This window comes from Novosphingobium sp. PhB55 (assembly GCF_004368805.1).
GTDB lineage: Bacteria > Pseudomonadota > Alphaproteobacteria > Sphingomonadales > Sphingomonadaceae > Novosphingobium.
The window spans coordinates 216,811-233,641 of record NZ_SODQ01000001.1 but is presented as its reverse complement, the minus strand read 5'-3'; the positions used below and the strand labels follow the sequence as shown (position 1 = coordinate 233,641).

At 65.2% G+C, this 16,831-nt stretch carries 17 protein-coding genes; 9 read left to right on the top strand and 8 right to left on the bottom strand.

Features of this window, described 5'->3' with window-relative positions:
* The first annotated feature begins 30 nt into the window (after positions 1 to 30).
* The 4 genes from EDF57_RS01120 to EDF57_RS01105 all read left to right on the top strand — a co-directional run bounded on the left by EDF57_RS01120 (position 31) and on the right by EDF57_RS01105 (position 3,061).
* Positions 31 to 471, top strand: coding sequence for a hypothetical protein (locus EDF57_RS01120; protein WP_243840819.1), 441 nt, complete (start codon positions 31 to 33; stop codon positions 469 to 471).
* A 77-nt stretch (positions 472 to 548) separates the two neighbouring features.
* Positions 549 to 1,361 carry an SDR family NAD(P)-dependent oxidoreductase gene (locus tag EDF57_RS01115; RefSeq protein ID WP_134092810.1) on the top strand — a complete coding sequence of 271 codons (813 nt, stop codon included), beginning with the start codon at positions 549 to 551 and terminating at the stop codon, positions 1,359 to 1,361.
* Positions 1,362 to 1,375: 14 nt separating this feature from the next.
* Positions 1,376 to 1,903 (top strand): nuclear transport factor 2 family protein, encoded by a 528-nt coding sequence (locus tag EDF57_RS01110; RefSeq protein ID WP_134092809.1) that lies wholly within the window; start codon positions 1,376 to 1,378, stop codon positions 1,901 to 1,903.
* A gap of 78 nt (positions 1,904 to 1,981) precedes the next feature.
* Positions 1,982 to 3,061 carry an ABC transporter substrate-binding protein gene (locus EDF57_RS01105; protein WP_243840818.1) on the top strand — a complete coding sequence of 360 codons (1,080 nt, stop codon included), beginning with the start codon at positions 1,982 to 1,984 and terminating at the stop codon, positions 3,059 to 3,061.
* On the opposite strand, the gene EDF57_RS01100 is transcribed toward EDF57_RS01105, so the two are convergent.
* From EDF57_RS01100 to EDF57_RS01090, 3 genes are all read right to left on the bottom strand, one after another.
* A complete protein-coding gene (locus EDF57_RS01100; protein ID WP_134092808.1) occupies positions 3,043 to 3,846 on the bottom strand; it encodes an SDR family oxidoreductase in 804 nt (267 codons plus the stop codon). The two genes, EDF57_RS01105 and EDF57_RS01100, sit on opposite strands and share 19 nt — an antisense overlap.
* Before the next feature lie 121 nt (positions 3,847 to 3,967).
* Positions 3,968 to 4,888: an acyl-CoA dehydrogenase family protein gene (locus EDF57_RS01095; RefSeq protein ID WP_134092807.1), complete on the bottom strand. Its 921-nt coding sequence runs from the start codon at positions 4,886 to 4,888 to the stop codon at positions 3,968 to 3,970.
* Positions 4,888 to 6,033: an acyl-CoA dehydrogenase family protein gene (locus EDF57_RS01090; RefSeq protein WP_134092806.1), complete on the bottom strand. Its 1,146-nt coding sequence runs from the start codon at positions 6,031 to 6,033 to the stop codon at positions 4,888 to 4,890. Before EDF57_RS01090 ends, EDF57_RS01095 begins: the two co-directional genes overlap by 1 nt.
* A gap of 261 nt (positions 6,034 to 6,294) precedes the next feature.
* On the opposite strand from EDF57_RS01090, the gene EDF57_RS01085 reads away from it, so the two are divergent.
* From EDF57_RS01085 to EDF57_RS01070, 4 genes are all read left to right on the top strand, one after another.
* Complete coding sequence (locus tag EDF57_RS01085) at positions 6,295 to 6,609, top strand: non-heme iron oxygenase ferredoxin subunit (RefSeq protein WP_134093240.1); 315 nt, start codon at positions 6,295 to 6,297, stop codon at positions 6,607 to 6,609.
* 89 nt (positions 6,610 to 6,698) lie between these two features.
* A complete protein-coding gene (locus EDF57_RS01080) occupies positions 6,699 to 7,880 on the top strand; it encodes an acyl-CoA dehydrogenase family protein (protein WP_134092805.1) in 1,182 nt (393 codons plus the stop codon).
* Positions 7,877 to 8,878, top strand: coding sequence for an acyl-CoA dehydrogenase family protein (locus EDF57_RS01075; protein ID WP_134092804.1), 1,002 nt, complete (start codon positions 7,877 to 7,879; stop codon positions 8,876 to 8,878). The genes EDF57_RS01080 and EDF57_RS01075 overlap by 4 nt, the downstream gene beginning before the upstream one ends.
* Before the next feature lie 77 nt (positions 8,879 to 8,955).
* Positions 8,956 to 9,900: a cation diffusion facilitator family transporter gene (locus EDF57_RS01070; RefSeq protein ID WP_134092803.1), complete on the top strand. Its 945-nt coding sequence runs from the start codon at positions 8,956 to 8,958 to the stop codon at positions 9,898 to 9,900.
* A 347-nt stretch (positions 9,901 to 10,247) separates the two neighbouring features.
* On the opposite strand, the gene EDF57_RS01065 is transcribed toward EDF57_RS01070, so the two are convergent.
* From EDF57_RS01065 to EDF57_RS01055, 3 genes are all read right to left on the bottom strand, one after another.
* Positions 10,248 to 11,270, bottom strand: a complete 1,023-nt coding sequence (locus EDF57_RS01065) for a transketolase C-terminal domain-containing protein (RefSeq protein WP_134092802.1) — start codon at positions 11,268 to 11,270, stop codon at positions 10,248 to 10,250.
* A complete protein-coding gene (locus EDF57_RS01060; protein ID WP_134092801.1) occupies positions 11,267 to 12,265 on the bottom strand; it encodes a thiamine pyrophosphate-dependent dehydrogenase E1 component subunit alpha in 999 nt (332 codons plus the stop codon). The genes EDF57_RS01065 and EDF57_RS01060 overlap by 4 nt, the downstream gene beginning before the upstream one ends.
* 177 nt (positions 12,266 to 12,442) lie before the next feature.
* Complete coding sequence (locus EDF57_RS01055) at positions 12,443 to 14,131, bottom strand: FAD-binding protein (RefSeq protein WP_134092800.1); 1,689 nt, start codon at positions 14,129 to 14,131, stop codon at positions 12,443 to 12,445.
* A 228-nt stretch (positions 14,132 to 14,359) separates the two neighbouring features.
* Between EDF57_RS01055 and EDF57_RS01050 the strand changes: the two genes are divergently transcribed.
* Entirely contained in the window at positions 14,360 to 15,166 is an 807-nt protein-coding gene (locus EDF57_RS01050) for an enoyl-CoA hydratase-related protein (protein WP_132262475.1), read from the top strand.
* Positions 15,167 to 15,202: 36 nt separating this feature from the next.
* Here EDF57_RS01050 and EDF57_RS01045 read toward each other — a convergent pair whose 3' ends face one another.
* Together EDF57_RS01045 and EDF57_RS01040 are read right to left on the bottom strand one after the other, a co-directional pair.
* Positions 15,203 to 15,541 (bottom strand): DUF4286 family protein, encoded by a 339-nt coding sequence (locus tag EDF57_RS01045; RefSeq protein ID WP_134092799.1) that lies wholly within the window; start codon positions 15,539 to 15,541, stop codon positions 15,203 to 15,205.
* A 118-nt stretch (positions 15,542 to 15,659) separates the two neighbouring features.
* Positions 15,660 to 16,706 carry an AraC family transcriptional regulator gene (locus EDF57_RS01040; protein ID WP_134092798.1) on the bottom strand — a complete coding sequence of 349 codons (1,047 nt, stop codon included), beginning with the start codon at positions 16,704 to 16,706 and terminating at the stop codon, positions 15,660 to 15,662.
* Positions 16,707 to 16,831: the final 125 nt, after the last annotated feature.

Below are 16,831 nucleotides of genomic sequence, written 5' to 3'. Positions count from 1 at the left end.
GCTTCGCGTGGATGCTAGCGGTTCATCATGATGCGCGCCCTTCATAACGCTCCTTTCGTCGCTTTCCTTCTCGCCGCCGGCTTCGTATCGGTGCCGCTGGCCGCCAGCCCGGCGCCGCCCTCGGTGCCCGGCGGGCCGATCGGCACCCTGGCAGTCGGCCAGTACAACTGCGAGCGGGACGGCTCGGCCGGTGGCCCTGTCGGCATCCGCCTGCCGCAATACGATTTTCGCGCCGTCACGGGATCGAACTACAAGACGCCCGATGGCGTGCGTGGCAGCTATCTCATGACCGGCGACCAGGTCATCATGACCGGCGGCGCGCTCAAGGGCATGAAGATGCACCAAACCTCCAAGGGTTTCCTGCGCCATGTCGGCGCGGACGGCGCCGACAACGACATTCGGTGCGTCCTCACCAAGGGTAGCCGCGGCCAGTTCGACGCGGCCGACAGCGTGAACGAGCCGGAGACCTGATCGCCTCGGCGGTTTGCCCCGCCTGAGGATCCGTCCTAGCCCCTTCCCACCACGATGGGACGAAGGCGAGCGGCGGCATGAATCTCGATCTTTCCGGCAGGCTTGCCGTCATAACCGGCGCCACGGCCAACATCGGCCGGGCCATAGCGCTCGAATTCGCAGCGGAAGGCGCTGATCTGGTGCTCGTGGGTCGCGATGAGGAAGCGGGCGCGGGACTGGTGGAGGCATGCCTTTCCAGCGGCGCCGGGCGCGCGGTGTTCGTCGCGGCGGACATGCGCGATCCTGCGTCCCCATCGAAAGTCTGCGCAGCCGCCGCGCCAATCGGGCCAGTCGACGTGCTCGTGAACAATGTCGGCGGGAATGTGGACCAGGGGCTGTTCACTGATTCCGACCCGGACCTGTGGATGGCGGACATCGACCTCAATTTCGGCACCGTCCTGCGCATGACGCACGCCGTGCTGCCCGGAATGATCGCCCGCAAGGCCGGCGCGATCGTCAATGTCGGCTCCACCGCGGCTCTGGTCGGGGATTATATGCTGCCGGTCTATTCGGCCGCCAAAGGCGCGGTTCACAGCTTCACGGCCGTGCTGGCCAAGGAAGTGGGCCGTCACGGCATCCGCGTCAACGCCATCGCGCCTTATGCCACGATAGCTTCCGATCCCGCCGCCTTCAGCCGTGGCAGCCGCTTCCATCCCGAATCCGGACTGTTCAGCCGTGGTGGGGAAGCCCTGTCGGAGGAGGACAAGGCGCTGCGCCTGCGCCGAACCGTGGTCGGCCGTCCTTTCGCCGTGCCGGAAGAAATGGCCGGCATGGTCGCCTTCCTCGCCAGCGGCCGGGCCAGTTTCATCACCGGGCAGATCTATCCGATCGACGGCGGCGCCCTGCTCTAGAAAGGTAACATGCCATGGCGATCGATGAGACGGCCCTGCAGGTCCTGCTCGACAAGGAGGCGATCCGCGAACTGGTACTGCTCTATTCGCGCGCCATCGACCGGCAGGATATCGAACTGCTGCGCGATCTCTACGCGCCCGAGGCCACGGACACTCACGGAGACAGCTTCGATGGCAGCGCCGAAGACTACTGCGCCTTCATCGCCAGAGCCTTCCCTCACATGCCCTACAGCGGCCACCACGTCTGCAATCACCTGATCGCCGTGGAGGGCGAGCGGGCGAGCGGCGAAGTCTACGCTCTCGCCTGGCATCTCATCCCGGGACGAGACGGGGACAGCGAAGAGGACTTCATGGCCGTTCGCTACATCGACAATTATCGCCGCTGCGCGGACGGCAAATGGCGTTTTGCCAAGCGCGTCGTCACCTACGATTTCAAGCTGCGGCGTGCTTTCTCGGGCGGCGCCACGCTGGGGCAAGGGACGGTGGATCCCAGCTATGCCCTATGCCCCCCATCCCTCTTCGCGCGCGGCAAACGCGCCTAAGACGGACGCCTCCGCAGCATCGTGCAGCCTTTTCCCGTCTGATCCATTGTCTGCCGCAATGGAAAGCAGCCGCGGGACTTGGAGCTGAAGATGGCAGGCGTGACGGTGGGCATACTCAACGACATGGCCGACCCGGCACCTGGCCCCGGCGACATCGGGGAATGGCTGGAACGAGAAGTTCACGTACTGCAAAACGCCGGCCGGATCGATTTCCCGGTCAATTTCGCTTTCGCCTACGGCCTGGGGCTGCCTTCCGGCACCTCGGAGGCCGTCGAGACGGCCTATCGCCAACTGGTCGACGCAGGCGCTGGGATGATCGTGGGACCGGCGATCGGCGACAACGCCCTTGTCATCACGCCCCTTGCCGAACAGCTGCGGGTGCCGACGATCAACTGGGCCGGCGCCGAACGCGCCCGCGGGCGCTGGATGTTCCAGCTCCAGGTCGGCAGCCATGAAGACGAATCGCTGCTTATCGCCCGCCATCTGGCAGCGATCGGCGCCACCGGAATTGGTGTCATCCACGACCGTTCCGCCATTGGCACCCGGCATTTCAAGTGCCTCCAGGACGAAGCGCGCGTGTTGGGTCTGGAGATCGTCGCAGCGGAAGGCATCTCCCCCCTGGGCGAAGACGCCGGCGTTCTCACCCGAACCGTGCTCAAGAGCCGCCCCGAAGCGTTCGTCTATCTGGGCCTCGGATTGTCTGCCCCGGCCGCTGCCGCCGTCCTGACAGAGGCGGGCTGGACCGGACCGAAGATCATGAACACGGCCGGCCTGCGCGGCTATCACGGCGATTTCGCACAGGCCCTGGATGGCTGGCTCTATCTCGATCTGGTATCCGACGATAACCGGACCCTGCACCGGCTGCTGGCCGAGACGGCGATGGATAGGACGCAAGCCCCGGCCGTAGCCCGAGGCCACGACCTCGGCCGCGTGATTGCCGAAGCGCTTGCCCGGGCTCCGGACAGAAGCCGCGACGGGCTTCGGCTCGGGCTGGAGCGGGTCAAGTGGCTCCCCGCGGCGCAAGGCCGCGAGGGTACCCTTCTCGGCTTCGGGGTCTGCGACCGCGGGGCGCTTCACGGACGCTACCTCGTCATGCGGCAATGGCAGGACGGCGTGAGCCGTGAAATCGCCGGCAACCTTCACATGGACGGCGCGTAACCCCCGTTGAGAGGATAAGTCTGGCCCGTGATCCATTCCGCTGCATCGGAGCACAGGAAGGTCACCAGGCCGGCAACGTCGCTGGACTTGCCGTAGCGGCGGATCGTGTAGCGGGACATCATGGTCTTGGCATGGTCGCCCTGCATGATTTCGGCGAGCTGCTCCTCGGGCATGTCCGGCATGAGCGCCGAGAGCGAAACCGCGTTGCAGGTCACGTTGTAGCGTCCAAGTTCCTTGGCGATCGACCGCACGAAGCCCTGGGCGCCGGCCTTGGCGGAAGCATAGACCGCCAGCCTCGGCTCGCCGATGCGGCCGGAATCGGAAACGATGGTCACGATCCGTCCGCGTTTCGCCTCGACCATGTTCGGGATGAAGGCGAAGCAGCAGTTGTAGACGCCATAGAGATTGGTGCGCAGATAGCGGTCCCAGTTCGCGGGGTCTTCTTCCCAGAAGGTCTGGCTGGGCCGGATCGTGGCATTGGGACCGGCCATGCCGGCATTGTTGACCAGGATCGTCGCCGGGCCGAGATTCGCGGTCACGGCGGCGCTGGCGGCGCGGATCGCGTCGAGGTCGCCCACGTCGAAGGGCACGGCAAGCGCAGGCACGCCCAGCGCGCGGATTTCCTCGGCCACGGCTTCCGCCCGTTCCGGCACGAAGTCGTTGACGGCGATACCCCCGGCATTGTGACGCGCCAGTTGCAGCGCCGTTGCCCGGCCCGCGTTCTGTCCCGCTCCCGTTACGATCGCGACTTGCCCGTCCAGATCGATGAGATCCTGTGTCTTCATGGCATCCTCCACCTGATTTCGTTGTCAGGAGAAGACTTCGCATAGGGCATGCCACGGCGCGATGGACCGAACACCAATCCGTGCCCGATATCGCAGCGACGGTTCGCCCATCGCTGCGAGGCTATTCGCCCCAGAGCGCCGCCGCCGCCGCCAGGCCCTGCTCTCCGCGGCCGCCCAGTTCCGAGGTGAGCAGCTTGAGGCGATACGTCCACAAATGCAGCGGATGCTCCAGCGTCATGCCCATGCCGCCCAGGAACTGATGGTAATCGTAGCAGACCCGACGCGCTGCCTCCTGCGCGTGGAGCAGCGCCATCGCGGCATCTGCGGCCTCGCCCGTGGCTGCGGCGCGCATGGCCAGCCAATAGGCGCAGTTCGTGAGAACTTGCGCCTCTGCAAGCCGGTGGCGCATGGCCTGGAACGTCGCCAGCGGGCGGCCGAACTGCTTGCGCTCGGACACATAAGTCACCGTGCTGGCCAGGGCGGCTCCCAGCAGTCCGGCCGCTTCCGCCGCCATGGCCACTCGCCATGCGCGCGTGATCTCCGCTGAATCGGCGGCATGCAGGGTCATCGCCTCGGGCATGTCGGCAAGGAACGCGACCGGATAGGCGTAGAGCGTATCCTCCTGCGCCGGCGCAATCTGCTCCTCGCGAGCGGTGAAGCTGCGCACGCCGGACGCACCGACAACGACCACGGTGGCACCGGGCCGGAGGAAGCGCACCGGCGTGCGGGTCCGTCCTTCTTCCACCAGGCAGATCGGCCGCGGCAAGTCGGGATCGATCAGCGGACGGACGAGCGCAGAAAACGCCGCCTCCACTGCGAAAGGCAGGCGCGCCAGCTTCTCGACCACGAGGGCCGCCGTCACCGGACCGAGTTCTTCCACGGCCTGGACATCGAGAAAGCCATTCTCCACCAGCGCTGCATCAAGCTCGGCGCTTTCCAGTGCCAGTCCGGCATCGTGCAAGGGGGCGGATGCGAAAGGCCGAGCCAGTGCCTCGACGAAATCGAGCACCTGCCTCTGGTCTTCATTGAGGGCAAGCTGCATCAGCGTGGCTCCCGCGGCAGTTCCAGCACATCGCTGGCAATGATGTTGAGCTGGATCTCTGCCGAACCGGCCGCTATCCCCGCAACGATCCCGCGCTGATGGTGCATCTTGAGATAAGGCGAACCGCCGGCGAGCGCCTCGGGCAGGAACTCGACCACGAAATCGCAGACCGCCCGCTCGGCCATCACGGTAGCGTATCGGGCGGAACTGGACTCCGCGCCGATGGCCAATCCCTCCGTCCGCTTCTGCACGACGGCATAGTTGGCCGTACCCGCCCCTTCGCAGAGCGCCGCGCAGCGCGCAGCTTCGATCCGAACGTGCTCGCGGGTGAAGTCTCCCCGATCCTGCAGCATGGCCACGGCCCGGTCCAGCGCGGCGCGGGCCAGCACGAACCGCGGAATGCCCAGACGTTCGTTGCGCAGCGAATAGGCAACGATCTCCCAGGCCTGCCCCTCCTCACCGAAGCGGGCGGTTTCGGGCACGGTCACGTCGTCGAAGAACACTTCGTGAATGTCGCCCTCGCCGATCAGCGAAGGGATCTGCCGCACGGTAATGCCCGGCGTGTCCATCGGCACGAGGACGATCGTGATCCCCTTCTTCCGGTCGTCACTGGTGCGGGTGAGCAGGAAGCAGGTGTCGGCCAGCCCGGCGTAAGAGGTCCAGATCTTCTGCCCGTTGATAACGTAATGGCCGTCGGTCAGCACCGCGCGTGTGCGCAGCGAGGCCAGGTCCGATCCGGCGTCCGGCTCTGAAAAGCCCTGGCACCACAGCGATTCACCCTGCGTGATCGGTTCGAGGTAACGCGCCTTCTGTTCGGCAGTGCCGTACTTCTGCAGCGTCGGGCCGATCCAGTTGACGTTCATGTACTGGCCGCCGCGCGGTTCTCCGGCGATCCACATTTCCTCGGAAAGGATTTGCTGCTCCCACGGTCCCAGCCCCTCTCCGCCCATGTCCTGCGGCCAATGCGGAAAGAGCAGGCCCGCCTTCGCCAGTTTGACGCAGAAGCCGCGCGCGAAAGCGGTCAGCGCGGGCGAAGCAGGGCCATGTTCGGAGAACTTCTCCCAGTCATCCGGGAGATTGGCATGCAGGAACTCCCGAATCTTGTGCCGGAACGAATCCTGTTCCTCGGTCCATTCGAACTGCATGGCATCCTTCGTTTTTGCTTTCCCTGGCGTTACCGAGCGCCATCCCCGCTCACAAGCACGGGTCCAACGCCCCGGCGAAAACCGCCCGGGCATGGCGCGCAAGCGCACGGGAAGCGGTCCGGCACGCAGTCTGTGCTTGTCAGGCCGCTTAATCGCGGCGGCGGCTTGCCCATGAAAGCGGCCTCACGGTAAGGCTTCCTGTTCAGGCCCCCTGCCCTGTTCGTGTGCGCCAGCGGGAGCCCAAAGAGAAACGGGATGACGATGACCGAGAAGACCTTCGTGGCCGTGGCGACATTGGACGAAGTGCCGCCCGGCACGAAGCGGGTGGTGGACGTGAACGGGCTCAGCCTCCTGCTGTGCAATACGCTCGACCGCCTGTTCGCGGTGCGCAACTTGTGCAGCCACGCTTACGAGACGCTGGAATGCGGGCGGATGCGGGGTGGCTGGATTTCCTGCCCGGTCCACGGCGCGCGCTTCGATCTTGAAACGGGCGCGCCGATCAATCCGCCTGCCACCATGCCGATCGAGACTTACGAAGTGCGCATCATCGGCGACAGCATCGAAGTCGCAGTCTAAAGCGCGAACGGGGACTGACACGCCTCGATATCGCCGCAGCGACCCGCCCCTGTCTGGACGCCCCCTCGGCCGGGCGGCAAGGACAGGAGATGACCGATACCGCCGATCTAGAAGCCCTGCGAAGCGAAGTCCGCAGCTTCCTCCAAGCCGAAGCGCCCACCGGCTGGCGCGATGCCAGCCGCACGCAAGACGATTTCGTCCGCACCCAGCGCGACTGGTTCGGCAAGCTCGTCCGCGCCGGCTATGCGATCCCGCACTGGCCCGCCGAATATCCCGGCGGCGGCCGCAGCCTGGCCGAGCAGAAAGTGATCTACGAGGAACTGGCCGGCGCCGACTGCCCCCGCCTGTTGCTCTCGTTCGTGTCCACCTACCACGCCTTCGCCACGCTGCACGAATGCGGCAATGCCGAGCAGAAGGCGCGCTATCTGCCCAAGATCCTCGAAGGCGAGACGTGGTGCCAGGGCTTCTCCGAACCCGGCGCCGGATCGGACCTTGCCGCGATCAAGACGCGGGCCGAACGGAACGGCGACGTCTACGTCATCAACGGCCAGAAAGTCTGGTCGACGATGGCGCAGTTCGCGGACAAGTGCCTGCTGCTGGCGCGCACTTCGTCTGACGGAGTGAAGCAGGCGGGCATCACCTACCTGCTGATGGACATGAAGGCGCCGGGCGTCACCGTCCGCCCGATCCACCAGATCCAGGGCGACGAGGAATTTGCCGAGATCTTCCTCGATAACGTGGAAATCCCGGTCTCCGAACGCGTGGGCGAGGAAGGCAAAGGCTGGGCCGTGGCGCAGGCGACGCTCGCCTCCGAGCGCGGTTTGACGCTGATGGAACTGTCCTACCGCATGCGCGGGGCTTTGGGCCGGGTCGCCGCGCTGATCCGCGAGCATGGGCACGAGGACGATCGCGGGGTGCTGCGCGATTTCGGCACGCTCGTCACGCAAGTCGACGCCGTCTGCGCGATTGCCGACCAGTTCCTGGACAACCGCATCAACGGGATCGAGCGTATGGGGGACGCCTCCATCGTCAAGAACGCCTATAGCCGGGCCCTGCGCGCCTATTCGGCGCTGGGCCTGCGGCTGGGCGGCATGGTCGAGCAATACATGGCGCCGATTACGTTCGGCGATCTCAACACCGGCAACTGGATGGCCGATTTCATGAATTCCTATGCCTGGACCATCGCCGGCGGCAGCGAGGAAGTGCAGCGCAACATCATCGCCGAACGCATGCTGGACATGCCGCGCGAGCCGAAGGGGTGGGTGCTGTGATCGAACTCAACGAACTCACCGACGCCGCGCAGAAGGCGTTTCCGGCGGAGAAGCTCTCGCCCTCACGCGATGAAAGCTGGCAACTGGCCGCCGAGATGGGTTGGCTGATGGTGCGCCTGCCCGAAGAAGACGGCGGCCTTGGCTTCACGCGGGAAGCTTCGACCGCGCTGCACCTCGAAATGGGGCGCGTACTCTCCGCCATGCCGCTGATCCCGGCGCAGCTTGGCCTTCAGGCGATCGCCGCGAGCGAGAGTTTTGCCGGACGTGCGGACTGGCTGGAGCGAATGGCAGGCGGTGAATATGCGCCGCTGCCGATGCTTTCCGCCAGGCTGACCGAAGGATCGGACGGTTCTGTTTCGGGCACGATTTCGGGCGTGTTCGAGGCGGACATGGCCGTCGCCGTGGTCGCGCAACTGCCCACTGGCTACGCGCTGGTGCCGCTCGACGCACCCGGCGTCTCGCTGATGGAGCGCGCGATCTGGGATCCCAGCCGCCGCCTGTTCGATGTGGTGCTGGATGGGTATGCGCCCACGCTGATGCTCACTGACGCAGCGGGCGCCAAGGCCCTGCACGACCGGCTTTCGGGCGAAGCTCAACTGGCCCTCGCGGCAGACTGCATCGGTGCTGCTGGCGCGGCGCTGGACATGACGATCGAGTATATGAAGGTCCGCCGCCAGTTCGACCGTCCAATCGCGCTGTTTCAGGCCCTGAAGCACCGCGCCGCGGACATGAAGACGCGCATCGTCGTCGCCGAGGCCCTGCTGTGGAAGCGCGCGCGCGACGAGCAAGCCAGCGTCACCGAACTCGCCGCAGCCAAGGTCCTGGCCGCCGAAGCGTTCCGCTTCGTAACCGAGGAGATGGTGCAACTCCACGGCGGCATCGGCCTTACCGACGAGCATCCCTGCCACCTGTTCCTCAAGCGCGCGCTGCTGAACCTGCAACTCTGCGGCAATGCCGACCTGTGGAACGAGCGCGTGGGACGTCAGGCGCTGGGCTAAATCGACAGCCTTTGCGCAACCTCGCACGGGCGGTGACAGTTGGGACTCTTCGAAGTCCTGCGAGGAACCGCCCCACGATGAGCGAGACAGGCAGCGTAGCTGCGCATTTCAAGGCCAATATCGTGCTCTATGGCGCGTTGGCGGCCAATCTGGGCATTGCCGTCGCCAAATTCGCGGCCGCGGGGATCAGCGGTTCGTCCTCCATGCTGACGGAGGGCGTCCACTCGCTGGTGGACAGCGGCAATCAGGTCTTGCTGCTCTACGGCCAGAAGCGCGCCAGCCGAAAGCCGGACCCGACGCACCCGTTCGGCTATGGTCGCGAGCTGTATTTCTGGGCTTTCGTGGTCGCCATCCTGATCTTCGCGATCGGCGCGGGTGTGTCGATCTACGAAGGCTTCGTCCATATCCGGCAACCGCACGCGATCGAAGATCCGACGCTCAATTACATCGTTCTGGGCATCGCATTTCTGATGGAAGGCGCCTCATGGGCCCTCGCCGTGCGCGAATTCGATCGCGGGCGCGGCGATCAGACCTGGTGGCAGGCGATCCGCCGCAGCAAGGATCCGCCCGGCTTCATCGTGCTGTTCGAGGACAGTGCGGCGCTGATCGGCCTCGTCATCGCGGCGGTCGGCGTCTGGGCCTCGATCCACTTTGCCGACCCGCGGATCGATGGCGTCGCTTCCGTCCTGATCGGCTGCGTGCTGGCGGGCGTGGCGATGCTGCTGGCCCGCGAATCCAAGGAATTGCTGATCGGCGAAGCGGCAGACCCGGTTCTCATCGCCCAAATTCGGGAGGTGCTGAACGGCCACCCTCGCATCGACGCGGTCAATCACATCCGCACGGTCCACACCAGCCCGCAGGCCATCTTCGTCGCCATCAGCGCGGACTTCGACGATAGTCTGATGATGGGCGAAGCCGAAACCCTGATCGAGGAACTGGAGTGCCGGATGAAAGCACTCTCCCCGTGGATTACGTCGATCTACATTCGCCCGGAAAAGCGGGTGGACGCGATGGTGTGGTGATCCGCCTCGGCGCGGCTTGACGGATTTTTGAGAAGGGCATCGCGTTCCGGGCGCTGCTGCGTTCTCATTCCCAAGCTCTTGCACATGCACCCCTCCCGCACTGCTCACAATCTCGTCGCCCCCGCGAAGACCGAGATGACGAGGCCAGAAGGGGGGCTTAAGTCGAGCCAGTTCAAATCACGTCGGCTTTGCTTCGAGGAAGCCATCCCCGGCGATCTCTGCTTCAACACGGTTCCGGCAAGTTCCCCACGCCTAGCCCGGCCAGAAGTGCTCCATCGCCCTATGACGCAAAAAGGCCCCCGCATCGCTGCGGAGGCCCTTCCGTTTACAATGAATGGCGGTGTCGTTCAGCCCATCGCGACGAGGCGCTGGGCTTCGGCGATGATCTCGGGCGGCTGCACGAGGAAGGCGTCTTCCAGCTTCTTGGCGAAGGGCACCGAGCAATAGGGCGCGCCGAGGCGGCCGACCGGGGCCTTGAGCTTGCCGAACAGCGTTTCCTGCACGGTCGCGGCGATTTCCGCGCCGGGGCCGAAATTACGGCCCGCTTCGTGGACCACGAGCAAGCGGCCGGTCTTCTCGGCCGAGGCCAGAACGGTTTCCTTGTCCCACGGAGAGATCGTGCGCAGGTCGATCACTTCTACCGAGACACCCGCCTTGGTCAGTTCCTCATAGGCCTGCATGACGGTGAACATCATCTGGCCATAGGAGACGATGGTGATGTCCGAACCGGGTGCGACGACGTTGGCCTTGCCCAGCGGGATCGGCCCCTGATTGACCGGTACGTCCATCGGCACGAACAGCGTCTTGCCGCTTTCGACGATGATGACCGGGTCCGGGTCCTGGATGGCCGAGAGGTAGAGGCCCTTGAAGTCAGCCGGGGTCCAGGGGATCACCACCTTGATGCCGGCAGTGTGGCAGAACCATGCCTCATAGAAGTCGGCATGCTGGCCGGCAGTCTGGTTGCCCGCGCCGGTCAACGTGCGGATCACCATCGGCACCTGGCTCTGACCGCCCGACATGAAGCGCAGCTTGGCCGCGTGGTTCACGATCATATCCATGGCGACGGCCGTGAAGTTCATCAGCATGATCTCGGCAACGGGCTTGTAGCCGCCCATGGCCGCGCCGATGGCAGCACCGATGATCGCCTGTTCGGAGATCGGCGTTGAGCGCACGCGCATCGTGCCGAACTTGGTGGAGAGCCCGCGGGTAACGCCAACGACGCCGCCGCCTTCGTTATCCGCAATGTCCTCGCCCAGCACGAGGACCTTGGGATCGGCCTCCATCGCTTCCATCAGCGCGGCGTTGATCGCCTGAAGGCCGTTCATCTTCACGGTCTCGACGACCGGTGCGTCAAGGGTATCGGTGCTCATGCCGGAATCTCCTCGGCAAAGACGTCGCGGCGCAGTTCGTCGTCGGACGGGTATTCGCAGGCCATCGCGAATTCGATGGCGTCATTCACTTCGGCCTCGATCTTCGCGGTCAGCGCGTCGAGCTGCGCCGCAGTGGCAATGCCGTCGTCGATCAGCTTCTGGCGATAGATCGGCAGCGGATCCTTGGCGATCGCCGCTGCCTTCTCTTCCTTGGTCATGTAGCCGTCTGCGTCGCCGAAGACGTGGCCCATGAAGCGGAAGGTCTTGCATTCCAGCAGCGTAGGCCCCTCTCCCGCACGCGCACGCTCGATGGCGGCGTGGGCGTGGGCATAGACGTCGACCGGATCGTTGCCGTCCACGGTGTAACCCGGCATGCCGTAGCCGATCGCGCGCTTCGAGATGTGGTCGACCGAAGTGCCGTTCTCGTAACGGGTATGCTCGGCAAAGCCGTTGTTCTGGCAGACGAAGATCACCGGCAGCTTCCAGACCGAGGCCAGGTTCAACGCTTCGTGGAACGCGCCGATGTTGCTGGCGCCGTCACCGAAATAGGCCACGGTGACCTGCTTGGTGCCGTCCAGCAGCGCCGCCCAGCCGAAGCCGTTGGCGATCGGCATGGACGATCCGACGATGCCCGTCGTCACCATCACGCCGGTTTCCGGGTGCGTGAGGTGCATCGGGCCGCCCTTGCCCTTGCAGGTGCCGTCAACGCGTCCGCAGATTTCTGCCCAGAGCGGGCGGAGCGGCATGTCCTTGGCGACCATGTCGTGGATGCCGCGATAGATCGTGCAGATCTTGTCGTCGTTGTTCAGCAGCACCGAGATGGCTGAGGGAATGCATTCCTGCCCACGCGCCGAATAGTACGGCGCGGTAATGCGGCCGCGACGGATCTGGGTGCGGGTGGCGTCATCGTTGCGCTCGATCCGGATCATCCGGCGGTAAATGTCGAGCTGCGTCTTGGCATCCGGGGATGCCCTGTTCTCCAGTGTCTGGCTCATGTGTCCTCTCTCGAGCAGCCTCTCCGCCCATAGGTGAACCTTGCGGGCTGAACTCAAGTTCAGTACCGCAAGGGCAAGTGTGCGCAAGGGGAGGCCGGACCGCCGCGGCGTTATCGACCAACCGTCGCACCGGCGATGCCTCTCGATCGGCGCTTGACCGCCGACTCCACGCCGCTGTCAGACCTGGTTGCCCAAGCCTGCCGCATGCCTGGCGGCAATCCAGCCGAAGGTCATCGAAGGACCGACACTGGCCCCGGCGCCGGGATAGACGCGGCCCATCGGCGAGGCCGTGCTCACACCGCAGGCATAGAGCCCCTCGATAGGCGAGCCGTCGGCCCTGAGCACGCGCGAGTCGCTGTCGCAGACGACGCCGCCGTAAGTGCCGACATCGCCGGGAACCACCGGGATCGCATAGAACGGACCCTGCTCGATGGTGCCCATGCAGGCATTGGGACCGTCCTTGAAGAAGGGATCGCCCAGCCAGTTGTCGTATGCCCGGTCGCCGCGATGGAAGTCCTCGTCCCGCCCGCCCCGGACGAAACCGTTCCAGCGCTCGACAGTGGCCTTGAGGGCCTGCTCCGGCACTGCAATCTGCCCTGCCAGAGCCTCGATGCTGTCTGCCTTGCGCATCCAGCCCGACGTCAGCCAGGCGGTCATGTTCTTCTTCGCCATGCCTTTGCCGGCGACCGCATATTCGTCCATGTACTGCTGATCCATGATCGCCCAACTCGGGATCGCGGGGACCGTGCGGTTGCGCAGCAGCATGTTTTCGCAGAACTCCTCGTAGGAGCCGCCTTCGTTCATGTAGCGAACGCCCGTCTGATCGACCTGGATGGCATGCGGCTTGCCCGTGGTGCTCTGGGTACCCGGCTTGACGTAGTCCGTATCCCAGCCCGGGGCTTCCGACATCTGGAACCCGACCATCTGGTCCATCTGGGCGAGCACGGCGCCCTGGCGCTCAAGTTCGGCATGCATGTCGCCCGTGTCGCTTTCGATGCCGTTCGACCACGCGGCGCGCGTTCCGGGCATATACTTGTCGCGCATCGCCTGGTTCTGCGAGAAGCCGCCGGCATTCATCAACACGCCCAGCCGCGCGCCGATGCGCCAGGGCCTGCCGTCCTTGACCGTCACCACGCCCAGCGCGCGGCCATCCTCGACCACCGTTTCCGTGACCGGGCTGTCGGTGCGGATCTCCGCCGCCTGCCGGTCCAGCACGGCCTTGAGCATCCGCCCCTGCAAGGCGGCGCCCGCCGTCACCCAGTGCTTGCCGGTCAGCTTGCCGGCGACGATCTTCACCGCGGTCTTGAGGAGGATCTTCTTGATCGCCCAGGAATGCCTGGCGAAAGGCAGCTTCATTCCATCGTCGAGACGGATGGGCGCTTCGGCAAAGCCCTGGCGCAGCTTGCCGGCCCATGACTTGCCCAGCGCGTTCTTGTCGAAAGGCACGGCGGTGACCGTGCGGCTGGTCTTCATGCCCCCGGGCAGATCGTCATAATAGTCGGGCCAGAAGCGCGAGCCACGCTCCATCGCCACGCCCTGGGACACGATGAAGTCCAGCATCCGGGTCGCCTCCCGCGCATAAGTGCGGCGGCGTTCGGGGCTGGTCCCGGGGCTGTCGTCACCATCGGGAACGACCGCGTCAAGGTATTGGCAGGCCTGTTCGAAGCTGTCCTCGCCCGGGTCCATGAAGCGGTTGTTGGGGATCCACATGACTCCGCCCGACTTGGCCGTCGTCCCGCCCACCCACGGCGACTTCTCCAAGATGAGCACCGACTTGCCGGCCTGCTTCATCAGCAGCGCCGAGGCCATGGAACCGGCTCCGCTGCCGACGACCACCCAATCGAAGCTCTCGTCGAACTGCGCCATTTACGCTTCCTCTTCCATGACCCGCGGCTGGTGCCGTTCAGGCGTTCAGCGAGGTAGAACGGAACCGCCCGGCCTTGGCAAGGCGAAGAGGCCGACAAAGGCCTGCAAGAGCGAAGGTTTCGCCGGGGCGAAAGGTGATCGCGAAATAGGATTGCCCCTGCCTTCGCCTAACGGAGCGGTCTATCACCGCCAGGACGACAGCAAGAACCATTGGGAGACCTGACGAACATGAGCGCCATTCCGCCGCTGCCGAACCTGGCCACTATCGCCATGGCCCGCGAGGAACGCCTGCTGCGGATCACGCTCAACCGGCCCGAGGCAATGAATGCGGTCAACCTCCAGCTTCACGACGATCTGGCAGAAGCGCTGTGGTTCGCCCAGGGCGATCCGGGCTCCGACCTCGTGCTGCTGACCGGCGCCGGCCGCGCCTTCTCCGCCGGGGGCGACCTCGACCACATCGAGCATAATGCCCGCAACCCCCACTTGTTCGACCATGAGGCCCGCGTGGCGAAGCGCATCGTCTCGACCCTGCTGGATATCGACAAGCCCGTCGTCTGCCGGATGAACGGCCATGCCGTGGGCCTCGGCGCCACGCTGGCACTGCTCTGCGACGTGATCTTCGCTGCCGAAGGCGCGAAGATCGGCGATCCCCATGTCGGCCTTGGCCTGGTGGCCGGCGATGGCGGTGCGGTGATCTGGGCGCAGCGAATCGGCCTGACCAGAGCGAAGGAGTACCTCCTCACCGGCGAACTGCTGACGGCTGCCAGGGCGGCCGAAATCGGGCTGATCAATCACTGCGTTCCGGCCGAGGAACTCGACGCCCGGGTGGATGCCTTCTGCGCGAAGTTGCTGGCCGGCGCGATGGTGGCGATCCGGGCGACCAAGGTTCTGACCAATCTCGAACTCAAGCGGCTGGCGGCGGCATTGATGGATGCCGGGATCGCCTATGAAAGCGTCTCCGTCCGCAGTGCCGACCATCTCGAAGGGATCGCCGCCCTGAAAGAAAAACGGCCGCCCCGGTTCAGCGGCCGCTGACACGCCTCGCGGACAGGTGCCGCGAGGCTGCGGCAGTCAGGCGGCTGGTGTTACCCGGTCGCCCCTTTCGGTGAACAGTGCGGTGTAGCAAGTGCCCATGTCCTGCGCGTCACTCTGCGTGAGCTGGCCGGCAGCCGTGGCCTTGCCGATCGCGCCCAGCAGTACCATCGGATCGTCTGTCTCGATGTCGTAGATCGCGAGATAGGGGTTGCTGTCGTTGCCGACGAGCCGGGCGACCAGTTCGTAACGCTGGGCGCCGGTCATGCCGAAGGTGTTCACCAGTTCCGGCAGGTGATTGTTGTCGTACCAGTGGTGATAGTCCTCCTCGCGCCCTGCCTTGGGGGTCGTGAGGGCGATCAGCTTGTACTTGGGCATTGTCGTGCTCTCCCGTCGATCCGATTGCATCGGTATGCCGCCAGCTTCGACTACGGACATGACGAGGCGCAAGCGCAGCGACGTCCCTTGCGCATAGATCGCTCTGGCGTTTGCGCGGCTATTGAAGGAGCAGGCTGGCGCGCGGCAGACCTGCAAATGGCTCGTTCACCGGACGTGCCGCGGCAGGTGCTGGCAAAGCAGCCACCCCGCCGCCCTCGCCGCGATATTCTCGGGGGTTCAATCCGAACACGCGCTTGAACATGCGGCTGAAATGCGCCGGGCTCTTGAAGCCTACGCCATAGGCAATCTCGCTGATCGAAATGTCCCGCGGATCGCTCTTGCCCAGCCAGTCCTTCGCCTTTGCCAGCCTCTGCTCCCAGACCAGTTCCGAGAACGAGGTTTCGCGCAGGCGCAGCAGGAACGAGAGGTAGCGCGGCGAAATCCCGCAGCCCCTGGCCACCATCGCCGTGGAAAGCTGCGGGTCCGAAAGGTGCACCTCGATGAAGCGCAGGACTTCCTCCAGACGGCGGTCGGCAATCGACTGGCGAGAGGGTTGCAAGGCACATAGGGCGCGCATGGCATTGGCGACCAGGCCGATCGCGGTATCCATCAGCAGGCGCGCCGAACTCTCGCCCAGACGCCCTTCATCGGCGAAGACTTCGCCCAGCATCCGCTCGGCCATGGCCAGCTCCGGCCGGCCACCCGCCACCACCAACCCCGCGCCAAGGTCCTGCGCGATAGAGGAGCGCAGCACATGGGTGGGCATGGTGACGTGGAGGCTCTCGTGGCTGTCCTCGTCCTTGCGGCATTCGATGAGAAACGGCGTCATCGAACGCGTGACCAACAAGTCTCCCGGCCGCGCCAGCTTGCCGCCGAACTGGTCGGAATAGGACAGTGCCCCCCTTCTCACGAACCACAGGATCGAAAGATCGGTCGCATCTTCGCGGATATGCTGGCGGGACCGCCGGAAGAACAGGTTGCTGGCCGAGCGCTGGCGAATGATCGACATGGCCCCCACGGCCTTGCGTTCCGATCGGACATCGACAGTGCCCGCATCCTCCACCCAAAAATCGCCGCTATAGTATTCCTGGTCGCGGGCGCCCCTGAACACCTGCTGGCAATCGCGGTAGTTGCGCCCGTCGAGCGCAAACAAGGTTTCCGTCATGACCCTCTCCCCGGGTATGAACGCCGGATCGAGCCCGGCCTGCGCCCCGCCGGTTCGAACCGGTCTGTGGGCGCGGATGAAATTATCATCAACCGGCTCGATCAATTCCGCTTTTCGTACGCCAA

Coding starts and splice junctions, on each gene's coding strand:
- EDF57_RS01120 (WP_243840819.1), top strand. CDS start 31: ATGCGCGCCCTTCATAACGCTCCTTTCGTCGCTTTCCTTCTCGCCGCC.
- EDF57_RS01115 (WP_134092810.1), top strand. CDS start 549: ATGAATCTCGATCTTTCCGGCAGGCTTGCCGTCATAACCGGCGCCACG.
- EDF57_RS01110 (WP_134092809.1), top strand. CDS start 1,376: ATGGCGATCGATGAGACGGCCCTGCAGGTCCTGCTCGACAAGGAGGCG.
- EDF57_RS01100 (WP_134092808.1), bottom strand. CDS start 3,846: ATGAAGACACAGGATCTCATCGATCTGGACGGGCAAGTCGCGATCGTA.
- EDF57_RS01095 (WP_134092807.1), bottom strand. CDS start 4,888: ATGCAGCTTGCCCTCAATGAAGACCAGAGGCAGGTGCTCGATTTCGTC.
- EDF57_RS01090 (WP_134092806.1), bottom strand. CDS start 6,033: ATGCAGTTCGAATGGACCGAGGAACAGGATTCGTTCCGGCACAAGATT.
- EDF57_RS01085 (WP_134093240.1), top strand. CDS start 6,295: ATGACCGAGAAGACCTTCGTGGCCGTGGCGACATTGGACGAAGTGCCG.
- EDF57_RS01080 (WP_134092805.1), top strand. CDS start 6,699: ATGACCGATACCGCCGATCTAGAAGCCCTGCGAAGCGAAGTCCGCAGC.
- EDF57_RS01070 (WP_134092803.1), top strand. CDS start 8,956: ATGAGCGAGACAGGCAGCGTAGCTGCGCATTTCAAGGCCAATATCGTG.
- EDF57_RS01065 (WP_134092802.1), bottom strand. CDS start 11,270: ATGAGCACCGATACCCTTGACGCACCGGTCGTCGAGACCGTGAAGATG.
- EDF57_RS01060 (WP_134092801.1), bottom strand. CDS start 12,265: ATGAGCCAGACACTGGAGAACAGGGCATCCCCGGATGCCAAGACGCAG.
- EDF57_RS01055 (WP_134092800.1), bottom strand. CDS start 14,131: ATGGCGCAGTTCGACGAGAGCTTCGATTGGGTGGTCGTCGGCAGCGGA.
- EDF57_RS01050 (WP_132262475.1), top strand. CDS start 14,360: ATGAGCGCCATTCCGCCGCTGCCGAACCTGGCCACTATCGCCATGGCC.
- EDF57_RS01045 (WP_134092799.1), bottom strand. CDS start 15,541: ATGCCCAAGTACAAGCTGATCGCCCTCACGACCCCCAAGGCAGGGCGC.
- EDF57_RS01040 (WP_134092798.1), bottom strand. CDS start 16,706: ATGACGGAAACCTTGTTTGCGCTCGACGGGCGCAACTACCGCGATTGC.